Genomic DNA, 20,166 nt, shown 5'->3' with positions numbered 1-20,166 from the left:
CGCGCACCACGGTCGCTGCGGCGATGCGACGGCTCAGCCGGGTGCGCCGAAGGCGTCGACGTCGTCGACCGTCGCCCATCCGAGCCGGAGCCGGCCGGGCATCGTGCGCTCCGCCGCCACCACGTCGACGCGGGCGCCCCGGCGCAGCACCGGCTCCAGCGAGTCGGCATCGGCGCCGGCCAGCGACCCGAGCCGGGCGGCGGAGTGGCTGTCGAGCCGCTCCGAGCTCCAGACCGACAGGTCGTACTCCGCGCTGACGAACAGGCCGCCCCGCGGGTTGAACACGTCGTCGACGACGCGGAACGTGCCGGGCGTCGACGTGGCCAGCACGACGAGCTGGCGGGCGCAGACGTCGGACAGGCGACCACGGCCCGATGCGGCGCGCACGTCGCCGGGCCGGAACAGGCCGATCGACAGCTCGACCCCGGCGGGCAGCGCCGTGAGGTCGATCACGTCGTCCTCGACGGCCTCGGCGACGACGTGGGCCGCGGCCGCCTCGCGCCGCAGCGAGCCGAGACGGTCCCGCTGGTCGACGGCGAGCGCGTCGACCGCACCGCGCTCGCCCAGCACGCGCTCGAGCACCGCCCACTGCTGCAGCGGCTCCAACCGGTCGAAGGCGACCCGGGCGATCGCAGCGAGCTCCTGACGCGGCAGCGCGTCGAGCGCTGCGGCCAGCGACGCCGGGTCCGCGGCGTCGTCGGTGACGAAGCGGTCGACCGCCCGGCGGATCTCCTGCGCCAGCTCGCTCAGCGGGACCGGTTCGACGGGTTCGGGACCACCCATGGCGCAGACCCTACGCTCGGGTCCGTGGACGACGAGCACGGCCCTGACGATCCCGACACGGCACCGGTGCACTCCTTCGCCGACCACATGCCGACCGAGGGCCCGGTCGGCGTCCTCATCAGGGAGCGCGAGGACCTGCAGCTCCTCGCCGCCAGGCTGGCGCCGCTCAAGGTCGAGGCGATCGTCGTGCAGCGGACCGTCGACGACCGCTGGGTGCCGCTGATCATGTTCGACGGCGGCACGCACTGGGCGCTCGAGACCCGCCCCACCCGCGACACCGCGTACTCCGCCGGGGTCTACGTGCTCCAGGCGCTGGCGAAGCTGCTCGCCGGGGTCCGCAAGAAGGTGCCCGAGGCGATCCTCGGCGACGACGTGTCCGCCTTCGTCGCCGCCGAGACCGCCGCGAGCCTGTGGCGCCGCCGCAACGAGGGCACCACCGAGCCCCCGACCTGACGGCGGCGCTCACCGGCGGCGGAGCACGAGCACCCGGCAGTCGACCGCCGGGGCCGGCCGGAACGACGACCGGGCCACCGCCGGGCCGAGCGAGGCCTCCCAGCTGCGGGCCCACCGACCCCACGCCGGCGCCTCCGGGCCGCACCACCGGACGGCGGCGTGGTGCTGCAGCACGAGGTGCGCGTCCGTCAGGCGCGACCCGGGTGCGAGCAGGCGCCGGAGGATCGGGCTGGTGACGGAGAACGGCGGGTTGGCGACGACGCGGAAGGGCCGGCGCGGGAGCCGGAGGTCGGCGGCATCGGCGCGCACGACCGTGACGCCGTCGCTCGTCCCGAACCGCCGTCGCAGCTCGGCGGCGCGACCGGGGTGGGCCTCGACCGCGACCACCCGCGCGCCGGCGGCCACCAGCTCGCGCGTCAGCGCGCCGGTGCCGGCGCCGACGTCGAGGACCAGGTCGCCGGCCCCGACGCCGCTGGCTCGGACCAGTCGGCGCGCTGCGTCAGGAGCGAGCTCGTGCCAGCCCCATCGTCGCCGGGTGCCACCGGGCGGCGATCCCGACCGGTGCTCCCCCGTGCCCCCCCCGGGCCGGGATCGCCCGGCCACGGTGGCGGACCACCATGATCGTGAACGCGCTCATCACGGCAGGATCGTCGCGGGATCGAGGTCGTCGCCACCGGGTTTCCGATCGAGCACCGCCTCGACGTAGGCGGCGACGCCGTCCTCGTCGTGGCGCAGCGTCCGCTCGGTGGTCACGGCCAGCGCCGTTGGGTCCGCGTTGCCCATGGCGACGGCGGTGCCGGCCCAGCGCAGCATCGGCACGTCGTTGTGGTTGTCGCCGAACGCGAGCACCTCGGACCGGTCGATCCCGAGCCGGTCGGCCAGGTGCGCGACGCCGAAGGCCTTGTCGACGCCGTGGGCGGTCAGCTCCGTGAACAACGAGCCCGACGTGGCCACCTCGACCCCGTCGGGCAGCAGCGGCGAGACGGCCTCGACCGCGGCCAGGCGGACCCGGTCGGCCAGCGAGACCATGATCTTGATCTGGGGCCCGGAGGGGTACGTCGGCGCCGGCACCTCGTCCACGACGACCGACTCGATGCTCGGGTGGCGGCGCAGGAACTCGGGAGAGCAGCGGAGGCCGAGCTCGACGTCCTCCCACGCGTACGCGACGCCGTCGAGCGCGGCCAGTTCGGCGACGACGTCGTCGACGACCGCCGCCGGCAGCGGGTCGACGCGGGTGGTGCGCCGGGTGGCGACCTCCATCTCGAGCGCGCCGTTCGAGCAGATCGCCCACTCGATCGCGGTGGCGTCGCCCAGTCGGCGCAGCGCGGTCTGGTGGGACCGGCCGGTGGCCACCGCCACGGCGATGCCGGCGTCGCGCGCAGCGGCGAGCGCCGCCCCGTTGCGTGCCGAGACGAGTCCGTCGGCGCCGAGCAGCGTCCCGTCCATGTCGCACGCGATGAGTCGGACGGATCGGGGGGTCACGGCGACACCGTACGGGCGGCGAGGCCGGATCGTGACCCGAGTATCCTCGCCCGCCATGGCGATCCGGGTCGTGGTGGCGGAGGACTCGATGCTGGTCCGTGAGGGCCTCGCCGCGGTGCTGGCCGCACAGGACGACATCGAGGTCGCCGCCCTGTGCGAGGACCTCGACCAGCTCAACGCGGCGGTCGAGGAGCACCGACCCGACGTCGTCCTCACCGACATCCGGATGCCGCCGACCGGCACCGACGAGGGCATCCGGTTCGCCACCGCCCTCCGGGAGACGGCGCCCGAAACCGGCGTGGTCGTGCTCTCGCAGTACGTGGAGCCGGCGTACGCGGTCGACCTGCTCGACCAGGGGTCGCGCGGCCGGGCCTACCTGCTCAAGGAGCGGATCTCGGAGCCGGACCACCTGATGGCCGCGATCCGCCAGGTCGCGAACGGCGGCTCGGTGGTCGACCCGCAGGTCGTCGACTCGCTGGTCGCGGGCCGCAGCCGCTCGGCCGCGTCGCCGCTGCGGGACCTCACGCCCCGCGAGACCGAGGTGCTCGCCGAGATCGCCCAGGGCAAGAACAACGCCGCGGTGGCCGAGGCCCTCGTGCTGTCGGAACGGGCGGTCGAGAAGCACATCAACTCGCTGTTCGCCAAGCTCGGGCTCGGCGCGGAGCCCGACGTGCACCGCCGTGTGAAGGCCGTCCTGCTGTACCTGGCGGACCAGGGCGGCTGATCGCCGGCCCACCCGGATCGGGCGGGGTGCCAGCACCCCCGGCACGCCACCGGGTTGCACCATGTGCACCCGGCCGTGACGACGCGAACCTACTGTCGTGACGTGCACGCAGGAGGACCGCGACATCGACGTTGAGCCCGCCCCGACGACCGACGTCGGCGTGATGATCGTCGACGACCAGGCGACCTTCCGCTCGACCGCCCGCACGGTGGTCCTGCTGGCCGACGGGTTCGCCGTCGTGGCCGAGGCCGAGTCCGGCGAGGACGCCGTCGGCCGAGCGGCCGACGCCCGACCGGACCTCGTGCTCATGGACATCAACCTCCCGGGCATCAACGGGATCGAGGCCACCCGCCGGATCGTCGAGGCCGCGCCCGACACGGTGGTGGTGCTGATGTCGACCTACACGGCCGAGGACCTGCCGGCCGACGCCGGCAGCTGCGGGGCCCGCCGGTACGTGCACAAGGAGGACCTGTCCCCCGACGTGCTCCGCGAGGTCTGGGACGAGCACGCCCCCTCCTGACGGACCGGACGGGACCCGTCCGGTCCCAGCCGACGGGTCGGGGGGCGGCGGTCAGTCGATCGGGATCGTGCCGCGGACCGTCGTGCCCCGGCCGGGGGCCGACTCGACCTCGAGGCGGCCGCCCATGGCGCCGAGCCGGTCCTCCATGTTCACGAAGCCGTGGCCCTCGGGGCGGTCGCCGACGACGAAGCCCACGCCGTCGTCGGCCACGGCGAAGCGCAGCTCGTGGTCGGCGCGGACGATCGTCACGGTGACCTCGGCGCCCTCGCCGGCGTGCTTGCCGGCGTTCTGCATGGCCTCGAGGCAGCAGAAGTAGACGGCGGCCTCGAGGTCGGTCGGGAACCGGCCGAGGTCCTCGGCGACGACCACGTCGGTCGGGAGCGCGGCCCGGTTGGCGGCGGTGCGGAGCGCCTCGGGCAGGCCCCGGTCGCGGAGCAGCGGCGGGTAGATGCCGTGGGCCAGCTCCCGCAGCTCCCCGACGGTGACCTGCACGTCCTCGCGCAGCTCCTCGAGCATCGCCGAGGCGGCGTCCGGGTCCTTCGCCATGACCTGGCGGACGAGGCCGACCTTCACCGCCATCGCGACCAGGTGCTGCTGGGCGCCGTCGTGGAGGTTGCGCTCGATCGCCCGCCGGGACTCGTCGGCGGCCGACACGATGCGGGCGCGCGAGGCGACCAGCTGCTCGTTGCGCAGCTGGAGCTGCTCGAGGCTGTCCTGCAGCGCCGAGTCCAGGCGGACGTTGTGCAGCGCCAGGCCCACCTGGCGGGCCAGGTCCGCGAGCACCCGGTCGTCCTCCTCGTCGAAGGCCGTGTCCTCCTGGGTCCGCTCCACGACGAGCAGGCCCAGCAGCTCGCCGAGGTGCGCCACCGGGGCCACGCGCAGCACCCGGTCGCCGCGCCCGGCCAGCAGTGCCGGGATCCACACGGCCAACCAGCCGTTGCCCGCGACGTGGGTGCGGCTGGCGACCGCGAGCTCCTCGCCCTCGAGCGTCACCTCGGCCGCACCCGCATCGGGCACCGAGACCTGTCGTTCGAGGTGGCCGCTCGTACCGGTCCAGACCTCGGCGCGGGCCACGCCCATCGACTTCCGCAGCGATTCGGCCAGCTGGCGCAGGAGCTCGTCCATCGGCACGGAGCGCGACATGCGGGTGGCGAATGTGCGCAGCGCCTCGTCGGGCGCGCTGCGCTCGCCGTAGACGCGCTGGTTGGCGAACTCCTCGAGGCGACGGCGCGCCGGGAAGCTCAGCGCCGCCGCGATCGCAGCGGCGACGAGCGACAGCCCGAGGACCGACCGGGCCTCGTCGCTCGGCGTGCCCTGGAGGCCCAGGACGACCACGACGTAGACGCACACCACGAGCGCCACGAGCCCGATGGTCACGATGGTGTGGACGAGCACCCGGTCCACCCGTGCCAGGGCCGGCTCGGACGTCGCGGCCAGGAACCCGACGGGCACCGCCACGGTGGCGACGGCCGCCACCAGCGACGGCGTCGCGGGCCACCCGGTGAGGGCGTCGAGCGCCCACGCCGCCAGCGCGACGGTGGCGGCCACGAGCACGCCCCAGCCGTCCCACTGCAGGCGCGCCCGGTCACGCGGCCCCGCCCGGCGGCAGGTCGTCACGAAGAGGACGAGCGCAGCGACGCCGAGCACCGCGAGCCACGCGACGATCAGGGCGACGGGCGGATCGGGGCGCGCCGCCACGCCGACCACGGCCACGACGGCGGCGGAGGCCCAGGCCACGATCACGGCGGTGCGGTGGCGCGGCCGCCGGGCGAGCCGGCCCGTCGGCAGCGAGGACGCGAGCTGGAACAGCAGTGCGGGTCCGATCGCCTGGCTGAGCGCCACGACGACCTCGGCCACGTCGGATCCGTCGTCGGAGAGGGCGAGCAGCGTGGCCGCCCCCACCATCGAGGCTGCGACGGCCAGGAGCCCGACCGGCTCCGCCGGCCGGCGCAGCGCCGTCCAGAGGCCGAGCGCGGCCCAGGCGCCGATGACGCCGGCGGCGACGCGGCCCTCGACGTCGAGCCGGGTCGCGGCGACCACGGCCAGCGCCACGGCGACGACCGCCAGCACCGCCGTGGCCGCGACCCGGGCCGGCGACGTCGACGTCGCGGGCGCGGCCTCGACCGTCGCAGCGCGGCTCGGGTGCGGCGAGCGCTCGGTGACGGCGGAGGTGGTCAGGACGGCACCTCCTCGCGCTCGATGCGGCCGTCGCGCATGTGCAGGACGCGGTCCGAGCCGCTGGCGACGTCGGCGGAGTGCGTCACCATGATGATCGTCTGGCCCTCGTCGTGGAGGCGCCGGAAGAGCTCGAGCACCTCGCGCCCGCCGTCGCTGTCGAGGGCGCCGGTCGGCTCGTCGGCGAGCAGCAGCGTCGGCTCGTTGGCGAGCGCCCGTGCGATCGCGAGTCGCTGCCGCTGACCGCCCGAGAGGACCGCCGGCACCTCGCCGGTCTTGTCGCCGAGCCCGAGCAGGTCGAGGAGGTCACGGGCCCGGCTCTCGGCCGCCCGCCGCTTCATGCGACCGGAGATGACCGCGGGCAGCACGACGTTCTCGAGCGCCGTCATGCCCTCGAGCAGGTTGAAGAACTGGAAGACGATCCCGATGTGGCGGCGACGCATGCGGGCGAGCCAGTCCTCGTCCCGGCCGGTGATCTCCTCGTCGCCGATCAGGATCGTGCCCTCGTCCGCGATGTCGAGCCCCGCGACGAGGTTGAGCAGCGTGGACTTGCCGCAGCCCGAGGGCCCCATCACCCCGACGAACTCGCCGGCGGCCACCTGGACGTCGACGCCGCGCAGGGCCCGGACGGGCGCGAGCTCGGCCTCGAAGGTCCGGCGCACGCCGCGCACGGTCAGCACCGCCGGCCCGGTCGACCCCGGGCGGGCGACGCCGTCGTCCTCCGCACCCTCCACCAACGTCTCGCTCATCACCGCACCTCCGTGATCCGGTCCACCGCCCCGACGAGACGGTGGCACCGCACCGGTGCGTCCCGTCCCTTGACCCGCTGGACCGGGAGCTCCTCCGTGGTCCAGTCACCCGCGACGGCGACCCGGGTCGCGTCGCTCAGCACCGTCGTCCCGGCGGGCCGGGCGAGGTCCTGGAGCCGCTGCGCCAGGTTCACCGTGTCGCCGACGAGGGTGTACTCGTAGCGCTCCTCGCTGCCCAGCATCGCAGCGGCGACCTCGCCGGTCGACAGCCCGATCCCGAGCCCGAACGGCGCTCGACCCTCGCCGGACCAGCGCTCGTCGATCGCCTGCTGGCGCTCGTGCATCGCGACGGCGGCCCGCACGGCGGCCCCGGCGTGGTCGTCGACGGGGAACGGGGCGCCGAACACGGCCATCACCGCGTCGCCGACGTACTGCATCACGGTCCCGCTCTGGGCGAGGATCGCGTCGTTCATGGCCGCCCGGTGTTCGTCGAGCTGCCCGGCGAGCACGGTCGGGTCCGTCCGCTCGGCGATGGCGGAGTAGCCGCGGACGTCCGACATCAGGACGGTCACGTCCAGGCGCTCGGTCCGCTCGGCGGCCCCGACGTCCTCGCGCAGCTTGTCGGCCAGGCCGCCCGGCAGCATCCGGCTGAGCGTCTCGCCCTGCTCCTCGCGGTCGATGATCGCCTTCTGGAGGAGCCGGAGCCGGCGCAGCGCGCCGACACGGCCGGCGCTCGCGCCGCGGGCCAGCTTGAGGAAGAGGTCCTCGACGGCGTCGTTCACCGCCTCGGGGGTGGTCGAGGTCGCAGCGGCGATCGCCTTGACCGGACGCCCCTCGGCGACCTGCTGCAGCAGCGCCTCCTCGGCGGGCGTCAGGGCGGCCTCGTCGGTCACCGGCGCCACCAGCGCCTGCACGATCTGCGGGTCGAGCATCGAGCCGCCGGTCGCGACCTCCCGGATCGCCCGGGCCAGCTGGTTGCCGTCGCCGATGCGGTCCTTGAGCAGGTAGGCCGAGCTCGCGGCGCCCTGGGCGAGCAGCGAGATCGCGTACTCGGGCTCGTCGTACTGCGACAGCACCACGATGCCGGTGCCGGGGTGGCGCTTGCGCACCTCCTTGGCGCCCTCGATGCCCTCGTCCTGGAAGTTCGGCGGCATCCGGATGTCGGTCACCACGACCTGGGGCACCAGCTCGTCGGCGGTGGCCACCAGCTCGTCGAGGTCGGCGGCGACCCCGACCACCTCGATGTCGTCCTCGAGCCCGAGCAGCGCCCGAACGCCCTCGCGCACGATCAGGTTGTCGTCCGCGAGCAGGACGGTGATGGCGCGCTCGCGGGTGGCGGCGTCGCCCGGGTCGGCGGCGCCGGCGGCGGGGTGATCGGCCGTCTCGGTCAGGTCCACCCTGACATCTCAGCCGATCCGGGCGGTCCGCAGGAAGGTGTCCACCACGAAGCGTGCCGGGGGTGCTGGCACCCCCCGAGGACACCCGCCTCCACCGTGTCGCCGCAGCGGTGCTCGCCCGTACGTTCGACACATCGAACACGAGGGCCGCACCGAGGCGGCCACGACGGATGGAGACACACCCAGATGAGCGCACGCACCCCTCGCCGATCCCGCACCCGCACGGTGGCCGCCGTGCTCGGCGCGACCGTCGCACTGCTGCCCCTGGCGGCCTGCGGCGACGACGAGAAGGCCGATTCGACCACCACGACCGAGGCCACGGCGGCCACGGCGTCGGTCGAGGGCTTCTGCGAGCAGGCCTTCACCACCGACGCCGCCGTGAACGCGGCGAACAGCAGCGCCGGTGAGCAGGGCCCCGACGAGGCCGCCGTCGAGAAGGCGAAGACCGAGCTGACCGCCCTCGAGGAGGCCGCCCCGGCCGAGGCCGAGGCCACCGCCACCGCCGTCGTCGACGCGACCGAGGCCATGTTCACCAACCCCGGCCCGCCGTCGGACGAGTTCCTCTCGTCGTTCGCCGACCTCGTCGACTGGATGGCCGACAACTGCGACTACCAGGTCATCGACGTGGAGGCCCACGAGTACGCCTTCGAGGGCCTGCCCGAGACGGCGAAGCCCGGCCGGACGATCGTCCGCCTCACCAACCACGGCAACGAGGTCCACGAGATCGCGTTCGCCAAGGCCAAGGACGGCGTCACGGAGAGCGCCGAGGAGCTGATCCAGCTCCCCGAGGAGCAGGCCGGCGAGAAGGTCGAGTTCCTCAGCAGCGGCTTCGCCATGCCGGGCGGCTCGGGCGGCGCGCTGCTCGACACGACCGACGGCCGGTACATCGCCGTCTGCTTCATCCCCACCGGCATGACCCCTGCGGCGATGGAGCAGATGATGACCTCCGGCGCCGAGCCCGAGGGCATGCCCCACGCCATGCAGGGGATGGTCGGCGAGTTCACCGTCGGCTGAGCCCGTCCGCCCCACCCACCACCCGCACGCCCGCAGCAGTCCCAGGAGGCCCCCGATGCGCATCGAATCGTCCGTCACCTCGCTCAGCTGGATCCCCACCGAGGCGGTGTCCGGCCCGATCAACAAGGCGGTGTTCGCCTCCGGCGTGACCCACTACGACGACCCGCTCCCCGACCACGTCGACGACCTCGACGCCCTCCGGGAGGCCGACGCCTTCCGGTTCGGCAACCGGCTGTCGGCGTGGGCGGAGGTCGTCGACGGTCGGATCGTGGCCGCCGGCCACGACGGCGGCGGGTTGATGGGCGCCACCACGGTGCGCATCGGGAAGCGGTCGGCCACGTTCGCAGCGGTGTCGTTCCCCGACCTCCGCAACGAGCCGGAGCTCGGCGGCACGAGCGTGCGGTTCACGCAGACGACCGGCGGCCACACCGCCCTGCCCGGCCCCCGCCGGGTGGCGCACCCGCCGTTCGTGAAGTGGGAGGCCCCGACGGTGTGGACGACCCTGGAGCTGGTCATCCACGCCGACGGGCGGGTCGAGCGCAACCTCATCGGCGCCAGCACCTTCCCCCGGCACTGGGTCTACGACGACCAGATGGAGCTCTTCGCCAAGGCGGGGCTGGCCGACTTCGACGAGTGGTTCCGCCACTCGTTCGGCACGCACACGCCGTGGGGCGACCGTGACACGCCCGCGATGGTGACGGCGGTGGAGACGGCGCTGGAGCGCCAGCTCTCCTCGCACATCATGGGCGGGGGCCGCCCCGAGGTCCGGACGATCGAGGCGGGCTCCACCCTGACCCGCCAGGGCGCCGGCGCCAACGGCGAGGTGTACCTCCTGCTCGACGGCGTGCTGGCCGTCGAGGTCGACGGCGAGGCGATCGCCGAGGTCGGCCCGGGCGCCATCGTCGGCGAGCGCGCCTCGCTCGAGGACGGCCGCCGGACCTCCACCCTGCACGCCCGGACCCGGATCAGGGTGGCCGTGACGACCGAGGACCGCCTGGACCGCTCGACGCTGGCCGCGGTCGCCGCTGGCCACCGGCGGGAGGACGCTTGAGGATCCACCTGCTCGGCGTCCGGGGCTCGACCCCGGCGCCCGGTCCCGAGTTCACCGGCGTCGGCGGCCACACCTCGTGTGTGGCCGTCAGCGCGGGCACCGACGGCGCGGCACCGCCGACCGTCGTGCTCGACGCCGGTACGGGCCTCCAACGCCTGGGCCAGCTCCTGGGCGGCGCGCCGTTCCGTGGGTCCGTGCTGCTCACGCACCTGCACTGGGACCACACGCACGGCCTGCCGTTCTGGCCGGCGGGCGACCGGGCCGATGCCCGGGTCGACGTGCTCCTCCCGGCGCCCGACGACGGCACGGGCGAGTGCGCCCGCGACGTCATGGCGCGCGCGATGTCGCCGCCGCACTTCCCGATCGGCCCCGACGGGCTCCTCGGCGCGTGGCGCTGGCACGGGATCGGACCGGGTCACCACCGCGTCGAGGGCCTCGACGTCGACGCCTTCGAGGTCCCGCACAAGGGCGGCCGCACCTTCGGCTACCGGATCGCGGAGCCGGGCGCCGGGTCGGTGGCGTACGTCCCCGACCACCTCCCGCGCGCCGACGGTCCCGACCCGACGCTCGTGGCCCGGCTCCAGGGCAGCGACGTGCTGCTGCACGACGCGCAGTTCACCTCGGCGGAGGCGGAGGTGGCGCAGCGCTACGGCCACTCGACGGTGGACCAGGCGATCGAGCTGGCCCGCGCCGCCGGGGTGCAGCGGCTGGTCCTGTTCCACCACGGGCCGACCCGGACCGACGAGGAGGTCGAGCGGATCGAGCGCGATGCCGCCGCCCTCGCCGGGGCCGACCTCGACGTCGTGGCGGCCCGCGGGGGGATGGTGATCGAGACCGCCCCGGCTACCGTCGGGTCGTGGCCGACCTCGCTCCCGACCCGAACGAGCCCCACGGCTCGCTGAACGAGCACCCCCGCACCGCCCTGGTGCTCGGGGCCACGAGCGACATCGCCGTGGCCGTGCTCGCCGAGCTCGCTCGGCACGGGCTCCGCGCCGCCGTCCTCGCGGCCCGCGACCCCGAGGCCGCGGCGCGGGCCGTGGCGGACGCGGCGCCCGCGCTCACCACCGAGTCGATGGCCTGGGACGCGCTCGAGGTCGAGGGCCACCGCGCCCTGGTCGAGCGCGCCGCCGGGTCGCTCGGGCAGGTCGACCTCGTCGTCTGCGCCGTGGGGTTGCTCGGCCACCACGCCGGCCGGACGATGGGGCCGGTCGACGTCGACCACATGGTCCGCACGAACTTCGCCGGGCCGGCCGCGGCCCTGGCCGCCGCCGGCCAGTTCCTCGTCGAGCAGGGCCACGGGACGATCGTCGTGCTGTCGTCGGTCGCCGGGCTGCGGGCCCGCCGCTCCAACTACGTCTACGGCTCGACGAAGGCGGGCCTCGACGTGTTCGCGCAGGGCTTGTCCGACGCGCTGGTCGGCACCGGGGTGCGGTGCCTGGTCGTGCGGCCCGGTTTCGTCCGGTCCCGGATGACCGACGGCCTCGATCCTGCGCCGTTCAGCACCGACCCGGCGACCGTGGCCCGCGCGACCGTCGCGGCCCTGCAGGACCCGCGGCGCGACGTCGCGTCGGTCCCCCGCGTGCTCGGACCGCTGTTCGGCGTGGTCCGCGCGCTCCCCCGCCCGCTGTGGCGGCGGGTCGCCGGCGACCGCTGAGCCCGCGCCCGCGGAGCCCGGGACCGCAGCGCCCGCGAGCCCGGTCCGCTTCGAGGTTCAGTCCGCTTCGAGGTTCAGGGCCGCGCTGTTCATGCAGTAGCGAAGGCCCGTCGGCCGGGGCCCGTCGGTGAAGACGTGCCCCAGGTGGGCGCCGCAGTTGGCGCAGCGGACCTCGGTGCGCACCATGCCGTGGGAGCGATCGGTGATCTCCTCGACGGCGTCGGGGCTGACCGGCTCGTAGAAGCTCGGCCACCCGGAGCCCGACTCGTACTTGGTGTCGCTCCGGAACAGCGGGACGTCGCAGACGATGCAGTGGTAGGTGCCGTCGTCGTGGCAGTCCCAGTACACGCCGGTGAAGGCGCGCTCGGTGCCCGCCTCCTGGGTGACGTGCCACTGCAGCGAGTCGAGCCGCTGCTTGAGGCCATCGAGGTCGACGTCGGCCGGTGCGCCGGTGCCGGAGGTGGGATCGGTCGTCATGGCTGGCTCCTCGGGGGCTCCCACCGCTGGGTGGGGACGTGGATCGGGGCGGGCGGCGGCTGGGGCCCGCTCGTGACGGGCGTGGGGACCCCGCCGCGGCGGGCCATCTGGCCGAACGAGATCGCCCGGCTGATGCCGTCGGGCGTGAGCAGGCCGACCAGGCGGCCCCGGTCGAGCACGAGGGCGAACCCGCCGGAGGTGGCGCGGAGCCGCTCGAGCACCGACGTCAGGCGCTCGGTCGGCATGGCCGTGGGCAGCTGCGCGGCCGGCAGCATCACGTCGCCGACGGTCGTGGCGGCCCAGCGGTCGGCCGGGAGGCGCCGCACCTGCGACATCGTGATCACGCCGACGACCTTCTCGTTCCAGTCGAGCACCGGCACCGCGCTCTGCGAGCTGCTGGCGAGGGGGCCGCGGACGGCGTCGTCGACGGTGGCCCACGTCCGGACCGAGGCGGGGTCCTGGAGCATCGCTGCCGAGACCGGCATCGTGCCGAGCGCGGCCTCGCCGACGTAGTGGGCCTCCTCGACCCGGGCGGCGCTCAGCAGGAACCAGCCGATGAACACGGTCCAGAGGCCGGTGCCGCTCTGCAGGACGAACACCTCGGCGAACCCGGCGGCGATGATGAGCAGGGCGACCACGCGGCCGGTCCGGGCGGCCCAGACCTTGGCCTGGAGGCGGTCGCCGCGGACCATCCAGATCACCGCGGCCAGCACCCGTCCGCCGTCGAGCGGCGAGCCCGGCAGCAGGTTGAACACCGCGAGGAAGACGTTGACGACGCCGAGCCAGGCGAGGGCGGCGACGTAGAGGTCGGGGGCGCCGACCTGCGACAGGCCGAGGGCGGCGCCGATCGAGACGGCACCGACCAGCAGGCTCATGGCCGGGCCGGCGAGCGCGATCCGCAGCTCGGCGCCGGCGGTCCTGGCCTCGGACCGCAGCTCCGCCACGCCGCCGAACATCCACAGCGTGATGCCCGCCACCTCGATGTCGTTGCGGCGGGCGACCACCGAGTGGCCGAGCTCGTGGGCGAGGAGCGAGCCGATGAACAGCAGGGTGCCGAGGGCGGCGACGGACCAGTACGCCGTGCCGGTGCGACCGGGCTCGCTCGCAGGGAGGATCGACGTGGCGAGGATCCAGGTCAGCAGGCCACCGAACAGCAGCACGCCGAGGTCCGCGGCCACCTCGATGCCGAGGATGCGTCCGAGTCGAAGTCCTGAAGTGCGCACTGCGCTCCTCCCTGTTGCGACGCAACCTACCCCCGTGCTGCGGCGGTGGCGGGTTGCGGCTGAGAGGTCTCCGGGCGGGAGCGGACCGGCGCTCGACCTGTTCCCGGACAGCAACAGACCCCCGGCCGGAGAGTAGGAGGGAAGGGAAGAACCCTACGGCCGGGGGTCGTTGTGACCTCATGTCTAGCGCGGCGCGTTCGCCGACGCAGGTTCATCCGGAGGTGAAGCTGATCACAGTGGGCGAACCTTCCCGGGCGCCGCGGCAGCGCCGTCGGCGTGGGGTAGCGGCCCGCGCCGCGGCGACCGTCCCTACCGGCGCACCAGCGACAACGTCGTCGTCGACCCGTCGACGACCGTCCGGCGCGGATCGAGCCGGAAGCCCTCGGGGTGGTCCCAGTCGGCGAGGTCGTCGGGCGCCGTGCCGGGCTGCTCCAGGAGGTGCCGGACGAGCGAGCCCTTGAGCAGCTTGTTCCAGTGGGCCACGGCGACGAGCTGGCCGTCGCGCCCGGGCTCGAGGAACGTGACCGTGGTCTGCGCCACGCCCGCCAGCGCGACAGCGGCGGCGTGCTCGTTGGGCAGGAGGTTCCAGACGGTGCGGCCCGCCGCCCGCTCCGCGAGCTCGGCGCTCACCGCGTCGCGCCACCACGTCGAGAGCTTCCCGAGACGACCGATCGACACGCTCATCTTGAGCTTGTGGTCCGGGATCGGGTCCGACGGCGCGACCAGGCCGAACACGCCCGACAGGACGAGCAGCGAGCCGTCGGCGCGGGCACGGGCGTCGGCGGCCAGGGTCGACAGCGACAGGGCGTCGTAGAGCACGCCGGTGAAGCGCTCGGCGGCCGGCATGGTCGGTGAGGTCGCGATCGACCGGTTGGCCTCGGTCGCCGCCGCCAGCGCCTCTCCCTTCACGCCCAGCAGGCGCCCCCGCTCCGCGGCGTTGCGCCGCATCGCCGAGCGCAGCGCCGCCATCACCCGCTCCCGCCGGTGGTCGAGGTCGACGGCCATCGTCCCCGGGGTCCACGGCGGACCGCCGCCACCGGGCGCCTTGCCCTCGGACGGCGGGATGAGGATCAGGGACGAGCTCGGCACGGGGGCAGATGCTCGCGCGACCGCCGGGCCGTGCCCGCCCCCGGTCGCGCCGGTCGGGCCGCCGGTGGTCGACCGGTCAGCCGTCGGCCGCCGGCGCTGCGGCCAGGTGGCCGGCGAGCGAGCGGAGGTGGTCGCGGTAGCGCGACGCGAACGCCTCGTCCTCGGGTCGGAGACCGGTGGCGATCTCGCAGACCTCGGGGAGCAGCACCGGGTACAGGGCGGCGCCGAGCAGCGACATGAGCAGCAGCGTGGGGTCGAGGTCGGCGGGCAGCCGCCCGGCCTCCTGCTCGTGGCGCACCCAGTCGATGCGCTCCCCGTACCGCTGCCGCCGGCGGTCCCGGTCGGGACCGGTGCCGTCGTCCTCGTCGGGCCGTTCGAGGGTCTCCCACAGCAGCACCCGGATCCACTCGGGATCCGCGCCGGCCCGGTCGAAGAACGCGGCGAGGGCGTGGGGCACGTCCTCCGCCGACCCGACCAGCTCGCCGCCGCCGCGCATGCGGCGCTCGGCCATCACGGACCGGTAGAGGCCGAGCTTGCCCCCGAAGTGGTGCGAGATCAGCTGCTTGTTGAGCCCCGCCCGCCGGGCGATCGCGTCGACGCGGGCGCCGGCGTAGCCGTGCTCGGAGAACTCGCTCAGCGCGGCGTCGAGGATCCGCTCCCGGCTGCGCTCGGGGTTGCGCTCACGTCCGGCCACGTCCGGCCCGACCTCGACGGCATCGGCGGGTTATCATCCGTCTGGATGATAACCGAGGACGCCGCCCCGAACGCCGACCCCCGCCGCTGGGCGACGCTCGGGATCGTCCTCACGTCGGTCCTGATCGCCGCGCTCGACGCCACGGTCCTCAACGTCGCGATCCCGACGATCCTCGAGGAGTTCGACACCACGCTCACGGCCCTGCAGTGGGTCATCACCGGCTACACGCTGACGTTCGCCGCGCTGCTGATCATCGGCGGTCGCCTCTCGGACATCTTCGGACCGCGCCGCATGTTCGTGATCGGCGCCGCGCTGTTCGGCATCGGCTCGTTCATCGCGTCGATCTCGAGCGGCGTGCCCGAGCTCGTCCTCGGCGAGGCCGTGATCGAGGGCATGGGCGCGTCGCTGATGCTGCCGGCGACGATGGGCATCCTGTCGACGACCTTCACCGGGCGGGAGCGGGGCATGGCCTTCGGGGCGTGGGGCGGCACGATGGGCGCGGCCGCGGCGTTCGGGCCGCTGCTCGGCGGCTTCCTGACGACGAACTACTCCTGGCGATGGGCGTTCCGCATCAACGTGATCGTGGTGCCGTTCGCCATCGTCGGCGCGCTGCTGTTCATGCGGAAGGTGGCGACGAGCGGCCGGCGCGAGCGCATCGACGTGCCCGGCTCGCTCCTGATCGCGACGGGGATGCTGCTGCTGGTCTTCAGCATCAGCGAGGGCGCCGAGTACGGCTGGTTCCGGCCCACCCAGGACCTCGTCGTCGGTGGGACGGTCCTGTGGCCGGCCGGCGCGCCCGTGTCGATCGTCGTCGTGACGGCGGTGGTGGCGGTCGCGCTGCTGGTCGGGTTCGTGGCGCTGGAGCGCTGGAAGGAGCGACGGGACCGCGACCCGCTGTTCGAGTTCAGCCAGCTCCGCATCCTGACCTTCCGCTACGGGCTCTCGACCCTGGTCCTCATGGCGATGGGCCAGATCTCGTTCCTGTTCGTGCTCTCGGTCTTCCTGCAGGAGGGGCTCCGGCTCAGCGCCGTCGAGACCGGCCTGTGGCTCGTCCCCTCCGGCCTGTTCATCATCGTCGGCTCCCAGGTGGGGGCGAGGCTCACGCGCCGGATCGACACGACCTTCGTCGTCCGCAGCGGGCTCCTGCTCGAGGCGACCGGGCTCGGCGTCGTCGCCTGGGCGGTCGACCCGTCGGCCTCCTTCCTGCACCTGCTCCCGGGACTGGCGCTGTTCGGCATCGGCGTCGGGTTCGCGGCGTCGCAGCTCACCAACGTCGTGCTGTCGGGCATCTCGCCCGAGCGCTCGGGTGCGGCGAGCGGCGCCAACACGACGGTCCGCATGATCGGGTCGTCGCTCGGCATCGCGGTCATCAGCACGCTGCTGACGACCTTCACCCAGCGCGCCACATCGAGCGATCCGGCCACGGTGGCCGCCGCCGGGGCCCGCCCGGCGCTCGTCTTCGGCACGGTCGTCGTCGCCGTCGGCACCGTCGTGTCGCTGCTGATCCCGAGGCTCGGCTCCCCCGACGACGTCGACGACGACCTGCGTCGCGTGGAGCAGGAGTCCGAGGCGATCGCCGAGACCTACGCGGTCCAGTAGCCCGCGCCGGCGCACCCCGACGCTGCGCTGAGCACCCCCGGCAGGACTCGAACCTGCGACCTTGTCATTAGAAGTGACTTGCTCTATCCAGCTGAGCTACGGGGGCGAGCGGGACGGAGCAGGGCCCGGCGATACCGGACTGCAGCCTCCCCGGCGGCACCGTATATGATCGTCCGCCTTGCCTTGGTGGCCGTAGCTCAGCCCGGTTAGAGCGCCAGGTTGTGGCCCTGGAGGTCGGGGGTTCAAGTCCCCTCGGTCACCCGAAGCGGCAGGCGTCGACGGTTCGGGCCGTCGAGGTCGGGTCGCTACAATCCAACTCCGCCGGGTCCGCCCGGCGGAGCCACGTGCGCCTCTAGCTCAATTGGCAGAGCATCGGACTCTTAATCCGCTGGTTCCGGGTTCGAGTCCCGGGGGGCGTACTGCAGAAGGGGCCCGGAACGATCGTTCCGGGCCCCTTCGTCGTTGCTCCCGCGGCCTCTCCCGCGGACGTCACCGCCTCGGTCAGGCGGCGTTGAGGCCCACGCCCGGGGCCATGGCGGCCCGATCGGCCTGGGCGCTGCCGAAGCCGAGCACCAGGTGCGAGATGCCCGGGATCAGGAACAGGAAGATCTTCCAGCCCAGCTCCTTGTCGAACAGCTCCGCCGTGTCGTTCGCCAGGAACCACGCCGCGACGATGTTGATGCAGGGGATCAGGAACAGGATCAGCCACACGACCGGCTCGCGCTGGCCGCGGGCCTTGAAGATCATGTACACGTTGACGAACGGGATGATCCCCATCCAGCCGGGCAGGCCCAGCTTGGTGAAGACCTTCCAGTAGCCGACCAGGAACAGCACCAGCAGCGCCAGGTAGAGGATCACGAAGATCGCGATCGAACCGCCTGAAGCGCTGTCGTCGGTGGAGTACTGGGCAAGGGTCGCGAGCATGGGGATCCTCCTCCCGGACCCTGCGCGGTGCGGGTCCGCTCTCGGAACACCGAGCGTAGGGGCGCGACCACGAAAAGCGGCGCGATGCTCCGAACGTCGTCGTGACGCGCCGACAGGCGCCGGCGGGACCGTCAGCCCGACAGCGACGTGTACACGGCGTCGATCAGCGCCCGGTTGCGGGTGCTCTGCCAGCGCGGGATGACCTGGTTCATCACGTAGCCGAACGCCACGCCGCCGAGCGGGTCGGCGAAGCCCAGCGCGCCACCCGAGCCGAAGTGGCCGAAGGCGCCCGGGTTGGGGCCGAGCGGCCGGCGAGGGGTGGTCGGCGTGAAGCCGAGCCCGTAGGTGACCTCGTCTCCCAGGATCGGGCAGTGCCCGCTGGCCTGGATCCGGGACGCCTCCCGCAGGAGGTCCTCGGAGAGCAGGTCGCCGTCGAGCAGCGCCTGGTACCAGCGGGCGATGCCGGTGGCCGCGCCGTGACCGGCGGTGGAGGCGAGCTGGCAGGACCGCCACCGGGGCGTGTTGACGAGCCCGATCGAGGAGTACCCGGGCGGGTTGAAGTGCGACAGCGCGTTGAGGAGGTGGTCGCCGGTCAGCGCCGAGACGTCGAACGTCGGGATCGACCAGCTCGGGTCCCACACGACGTCGGCGCAGCGGTGCTGCTCCTCGTCGGGCACGCCGAACCACACGTCGGCCCCGATGCGCGCCGCCTGCTCGCGCAGCGCAGGCCCCGGCATCGTCCCGGACACTCGGCGCAGCAGCTCCCCCACCAGGTGGCCGTAGGTGTTGGTGTGGTAGGCGATCTGCTCGCCCGGCGGGTACCACGCCTCGGTGGCGGCCAGCGCCGCCACCATCACGTCCCAGTCGAAGAGGTCCTCGTCGGTGAGCGGCGTGCGGATGGCCGGCACACCGGCCCGGTGCGTCAGCGCGTGGCGGACGGTCGCCGTGGCCTTGCCGCCCTGGGCGAACTCGGGCCAGACCGAGGCGATCGTGTCGTCGAGCCCGATCCGACCGGCGTCGACCTCACGGAGGAGCAGCGTGGAGAGCAGGGCCTTGCCCACCGAGTAGAAGTCGGTGAGTGCATCAGGCGCGAACTCGCGGGTGCGGGCCTCGTCGGCCCAGCCGCCCACGAGGTCGACGGCGACCTCGCCGCCGACGAGCACGCAGACCCCGGCGCCGATCTCGCCGCGCTCGGCGAAGTTCTGGGCGAACGCCTCCCGCACGGGCTCGAAGCCCGGGGCGCAGCGACCGCTGATCGGGACGGGAGCGACCATCGCGGCTCAGGCCGCCGGTCGGAGCACCCGGTTGTTCCATGGGTTCACCGACAGCGCCTGGTGCAGGCGGGGCAGCGTGCTGCGGGCCATGAGCCGGGCGCCGCGGACGGCGCCGAGCTCGGCGGTGTTCAGGTCGGCGAGCCCGAGGAGGCGGCGGAGCCGGCCCGGCAGCAGCTCGGTCGTGATCCAGTTGAGGGGCACGAGCGACTGGTCCGGCAGCCAGCGCAGGCCGGGGCGCATGAGCGAGCGCGTGATCTCACGGGTGTCGTCGGAGGGTTCGAGCGTCTCGAACTGCCGGGCGACGTAGGCGCGGAACGCGTCGAGGTCGGCGGGGACGAGCTCGTCCGGGATGCCGAAGGCGGTGGCCAGGAGCTTGGACTCCTGGAAGAAGCGCTCGCGGTCGGCCCGGCGCATGACCCCGACGTAGCGGCGCTCGACCTCGAACGTGGTGTCCACCAGCGTGGCGAGCACCCAGTACTGCAGCTCGGGGTCGTTGGCGTCGTAGGCCTGGCCGTCGGCGGTCGTGCCCGCCACCCGGGCGTGGCCGCGGCGCAGGTGCTCGAGCATCTCCTCGCGCCGCTCGGGGGCCGCGAACGAGATCGTGAGCATGGCGTCGAGGGTGCGATCGAGCCGGCCGAACGGATCGGTCTTGTAGGTGCTGTAGGACGCCACGCCGGCCGCGACGCGGGGATCGCAGACCTGGAGGATGGCGGCGCGGGCGCCGCCGATGAGCGGGAACCAGTGGCGGTTGACCTGCCAGGACGCGGACGACTCGGCGTACAGCGCGTCGTCGTGCGGACGCAGGACCGGCTTCACCATGGCGACGTTCCCCCCGGAGTCGACTGCTCGCGAAAGGTAGCACCGGCCTGCCCGGCCGCCGCCCA

21 protein-coding genes and 3 tRNA genes are annotated in these 20,166 nt (G+C 73.9%); 10 read left to right on the top strand and 14 right to left on the bottom strand.

All coding sequences use genetic code 11. The annotated features are described in order from the left end of the window. Positions 1-33 precede the first annotated feature (33 nt). Positions 34-783, bottom strand: coding sequence for a hypothetical protein (locus LH044_RS20450; protein WP_227757488.1), 750 nt, complete (start codon positions 781-783; stop codon positions 34-36). Positions 784-807: 24 nt separating this feature from the next. Between LH044_RS20450 and LH044_RS20445 the strand changes: the two genes are divergently transcribed. After that, positions 808-1,236: a hypothetical protein gene (locus LH044_RS20445; protein WP_227757487.1), complete on the top strand. Its 429-nt coding sequence runs from the start codon at positions 808-810 to the stop codon at positions 1,234-1,236. 9 nt (positions 1,237-1,245) lie between these two features. On the opposite strand, the gene LH044_RS20440 is transcribed toward LH044_RS20445, so the two are convergent. Together LH044_RS20440 and LH044_RS20435 are read right to left on the bottom strand one after the other, a co-directional pair. Continuing rightward, complete coding sequence (locus tag LH044_RS20440) at positions 1,246-1,839, bottom strand: rRNA adenine N-6-methyltransferase family protein (RefSeq protein ID WP_227757486.1); 594 nt, start codon at positions 1,837-1,839, stop codon at positions 1,246-1,248. A gap of 33 nt (positions 1,840-1,872) precedes the next feature. Beyond that, on the bottom strand, positions 1,873-2,718 hold the full coding sequence (locus LH044_RS20435; protein ID WP_227757485.1) for a Cof-type HAD-IIB family hydrolase: 846 nt from the start codon (positions 2,716-2,718) through the stop codon (positions 1,873-1,875). Positions 2,719-2,773: 55 nt separating this feature from the next. Here LH044_RS20435 and LH044_RS20430 point away from each other — a divergent pair, with 55 nt between their 5' ends. Both LH044_RS20430 and LH044_RS20425 read left to right on the top strand, forming a co-directional pair. After that, positions 2,774-3,442: a response regulator transcription factor gene (locus LH044_RS20430; protein WP_227757484.1), complete on the top strand. Its 669-nt coding sequence runs from the start codon at positions 2,774-2,776 to the stop codon at positions 3,440-3,442. Positions 3,443-3,539: 97 nt separating this feature from the next. After that, positions 3,540-3,962 carry a response regulator gene (locus LH044_RS20425; protein WP_227757483.1) on the top strand — a complete coding sequence of 141 codons (423 nt, stop codon included), beginning with the start codon at positions 3,540-3,542 and terminating at the stop codon, positions 3,960-3,962. Between the two features lie 51 nt (positions 3,963-4,013). Here the strand turns inward: LH044_RS20425 and LH044_RS20420 are convergent, their stop codons facing one another. From LH044_RS20420 to LH044_RS20410, 3 genes are all read right to left on the bottom strand, one after another. Next, a complete protein-coding gene (locus tag LH044_RS20420; protein WP_227757482.1) occupies positions 4,014-6,032 on the bottom strand; it encodes a sensor histidine kinase in 2,019 nt (672 codons plus the stop codon). A 104-nt stretch (positions 6,033-6,136) separates the two neighbouring features. Next, complete coding sequence (locus tag LH044_RS20415; protein WP_227757481.1) at positions 6,137-6,886, bottom strand: ABC transporter ATP-binding protein; 750 nt, start codon at positions 6,884-6,886, stop codon at positions 6,137-6,139. After that, positions 6,886-8,283 (bottom strand): adenylate/guanylate cyclase domain-containing protein, encoded by a 1,398-nt coding sequence (locus LH044_RS20410; RefSeq protein ID WP_227757480.1) that lies wholly within the window; start codon positions 8,281-8,283, stop codon positions 6,886-6,888. The genes LH044_RS20415 and LH044_RS20410 overlap by 1 nt, the downstream gene beginning before the upstream one ends. Before the next feature lie 186 nt (positions 8,284-8,469). Between LH044_RS20410 and LH044_RS20405 the strand changes: the two genes are divergently transcribed. Genes LH044_RS20405 through LH044_RS20390 form a run of 4 tightly spaced genes read left to right on the top strand, consistent with a single transcriptional unit; the run spans position 8,470 to position 12,002 of the window. Beyond that, complete coding sequence (locus tag LH044_RS20405) at positions 8,470-9,297, top strand: hypothetical protein (RefSeq protein ID WP_227757479.1); 828 nt, start codon at positions 8,470-8,472, stop codon at positions 9,295-9,297. 55 nt (positions 9,298-9,352) lie between these two features. Beyond that, positions 9,353-10,348 (top strand): cyclic nucleotide-binding domain-containing protein, encoded by a 996-nt coding sequence (locus tag LH044_RS20400; RefSeq protein WP_227757478.1) that lies wholly within the window; start codon positions 9,353-9,355, stop codon positions 10,346-10,348. After that, on the top strand, positions 10,345-11,250 hold the full coding sequence (locus LH044_RS20395; RefSeq protein ID WP_227757477.1) for an MBL fold metallo-hydrolase: 906 nt from the start codon (positions 10,345-10,347) through the stop codon (positions 11,248-11,250). The genes LH044_RS20400 and LH044_RS20395 overlap by 4 nt, the downstream gene beginning before the upstream one ends. Next, on the top strand, positions 11,205-12,002 hold the full coding sequence (locus tag LH044_RS20390) for an SDR family NAD(P)-dependent oxidoreductase (protein WP_227757476.1): 798 nt from the start codon (positions 11,205-11,207) through the stop codon (positions 12,000-12,002). Before LH044_RS20395 ends, LH044_RS20390 begins: the two co-directional genes overlap by 46 nt. A 57-nt stretch (positions 12,003-12,059) precedes the next feature. Here the strand turns inward: LH044_RS20390 and msrB are convergent, their stop codons facing one another. From msrB to LH044_RS20370, 4 genes are all read right to left on the bottom strand, one after another. After that, positions 12,060-12,479, bottom strand: coding sequence for a peptide-methionine (R)-S-oxide reductase MsrB (msrB, locus tag LH044_RS20385; RefSeq protein ID WP_227757475.1), 420 nt, complete (start codon positions 12,477-12,479; stop codon positions 12,060-12,062). Further along, positions 12,476-13,702, bottom strand: a complete 1,227-nt coding sequence (locus LH044_RS20380) for a site-2 protease family protein (protein ID WP_227757474.1) — start codon at positions 13,700-13,702, stop codon at positions 12,476-12,478. Before LH044_RS20380 ends, msrB begins: the two co-directional genes overlap by 4 nt. Positions 13,703-14,011: 309 nt before the next feature. After that, entirely contained in the window at positions 14,012-14,791 is a 780-nt protein-coding gene (locus tag LH044_RS20375; protein ID WP_227757473.1) for a YaaA family protein, read from the bottom strand. 76 nt (positions 14,792-14,867) lie between these two features. Continuing rightward, positions 14,868-15,485, bottom strand: a complete 618-nt coding sequence (locus LH044_RS20370) for a TetR/AcrR family transcriptional regulator (protein WP_227757472.1) — start codon at positions 15,483-15,485, stop codon at positions 14,868-14,870. 45 nt (positions 15,486-15,530) lie between these two features. Between LH044_RS20370 and LH044_RS20365 the strand changes: the two genes are divergently transcribed. After that, the gene (locus tag LH044_RS20365; protein ID WP_227757471.1) at positions 15,531-17,084 is read left to right on the top strand and encodes an MFS transporter; all 1,554 of its coding nucleotides are present in this window, start codon (positions 15,531-15,533) and stop codon (positions 17,082-17,084) included. A gap of 32 nt (positions 17,085-17,116) precedes the next feature. Here the strand turns inward: LH044_RS20365 and LH044_RS20360 are convergent. Next, a tRNA-Arg gene (locus tag LH044_RS20360) sits at positions 17,117-17,190 on the bottom strand. Between the two features lie 80 nt (positions 17,191-17,270). On the opposite strand from LH044_RS20360, the gene LH044_RS20355 reads away from it, so the two are divergent. After that, positions 17,271-17,345, top strand: a tRNA-His gene (locus LH044_RS20355). A gap of 85 nt (positions 17,346-17,430) precedes the next feature. Further along, positions 17,431-17,503: transfer RNA gene (locus tag LH044_RS20350), tRNA-Lys, on the top strand. An 82-nt stretch (positions 17,504-17,585) separates the two neighbouring features. Here the strand turns inward: LH044_RS20350 and LH044_RS20345 are convergent. The 3 genes from LH044_RS20345 to LH044_RS20335 form a co-directional block, all read right to left on the bottom strand. Further along, complete coding sequence (locus LH044_RS20345) at positions 17,586-18,008, bottom strand: DUF5684 domain-containing protein (protein ID WP_227757470.1); 423 nt, start codon at positions 18,006-18,008, stop codon at positions 17,586-17,588. A 131-nt stretch (positions 18,009-18,139) separates the two neighbouring features. Continuing rightward, positions 18,140-19,282, bottom strand: coding sequence for a serine hydrolase domain-containing protein (locus LH044_RS20340; RefSeq protein WP_227757469.1), 1,143 nt, complete (start codon positions 19,280-19,282; stop codon positions 18,140-18,142). Positions 19,283-19,288: 6 nt separating this feature from the next. Continuing rightward, the gene (locus tag LH044_RS20335) at positions 19,289-20,101 is read right to left on the bottom strand and encodes an oxygenase MpaB family protein (RefSeq protein WP_227757468.1); all 813 of its coding nucleotides are present in this window, start codon (positions 20,099-20,101) and stop codon (positions 19,289-19,291) included. Positions 20,102-20,166: the final 65 nt, after the last annotated feature.

The organism is Dermatobacter hominis, assembly GCF_020715685.1.
Classification (GTDB): domain Bacteria; phylum Actinomycetota; class Acidimicrobiia; order Acidimicrobiales; family Microtrichaceae; genus Dermatobacter; species Dermatobacter hominis.
This window is presented reverse-complemented; position numbering and strand designations above follow the sequence as displayed.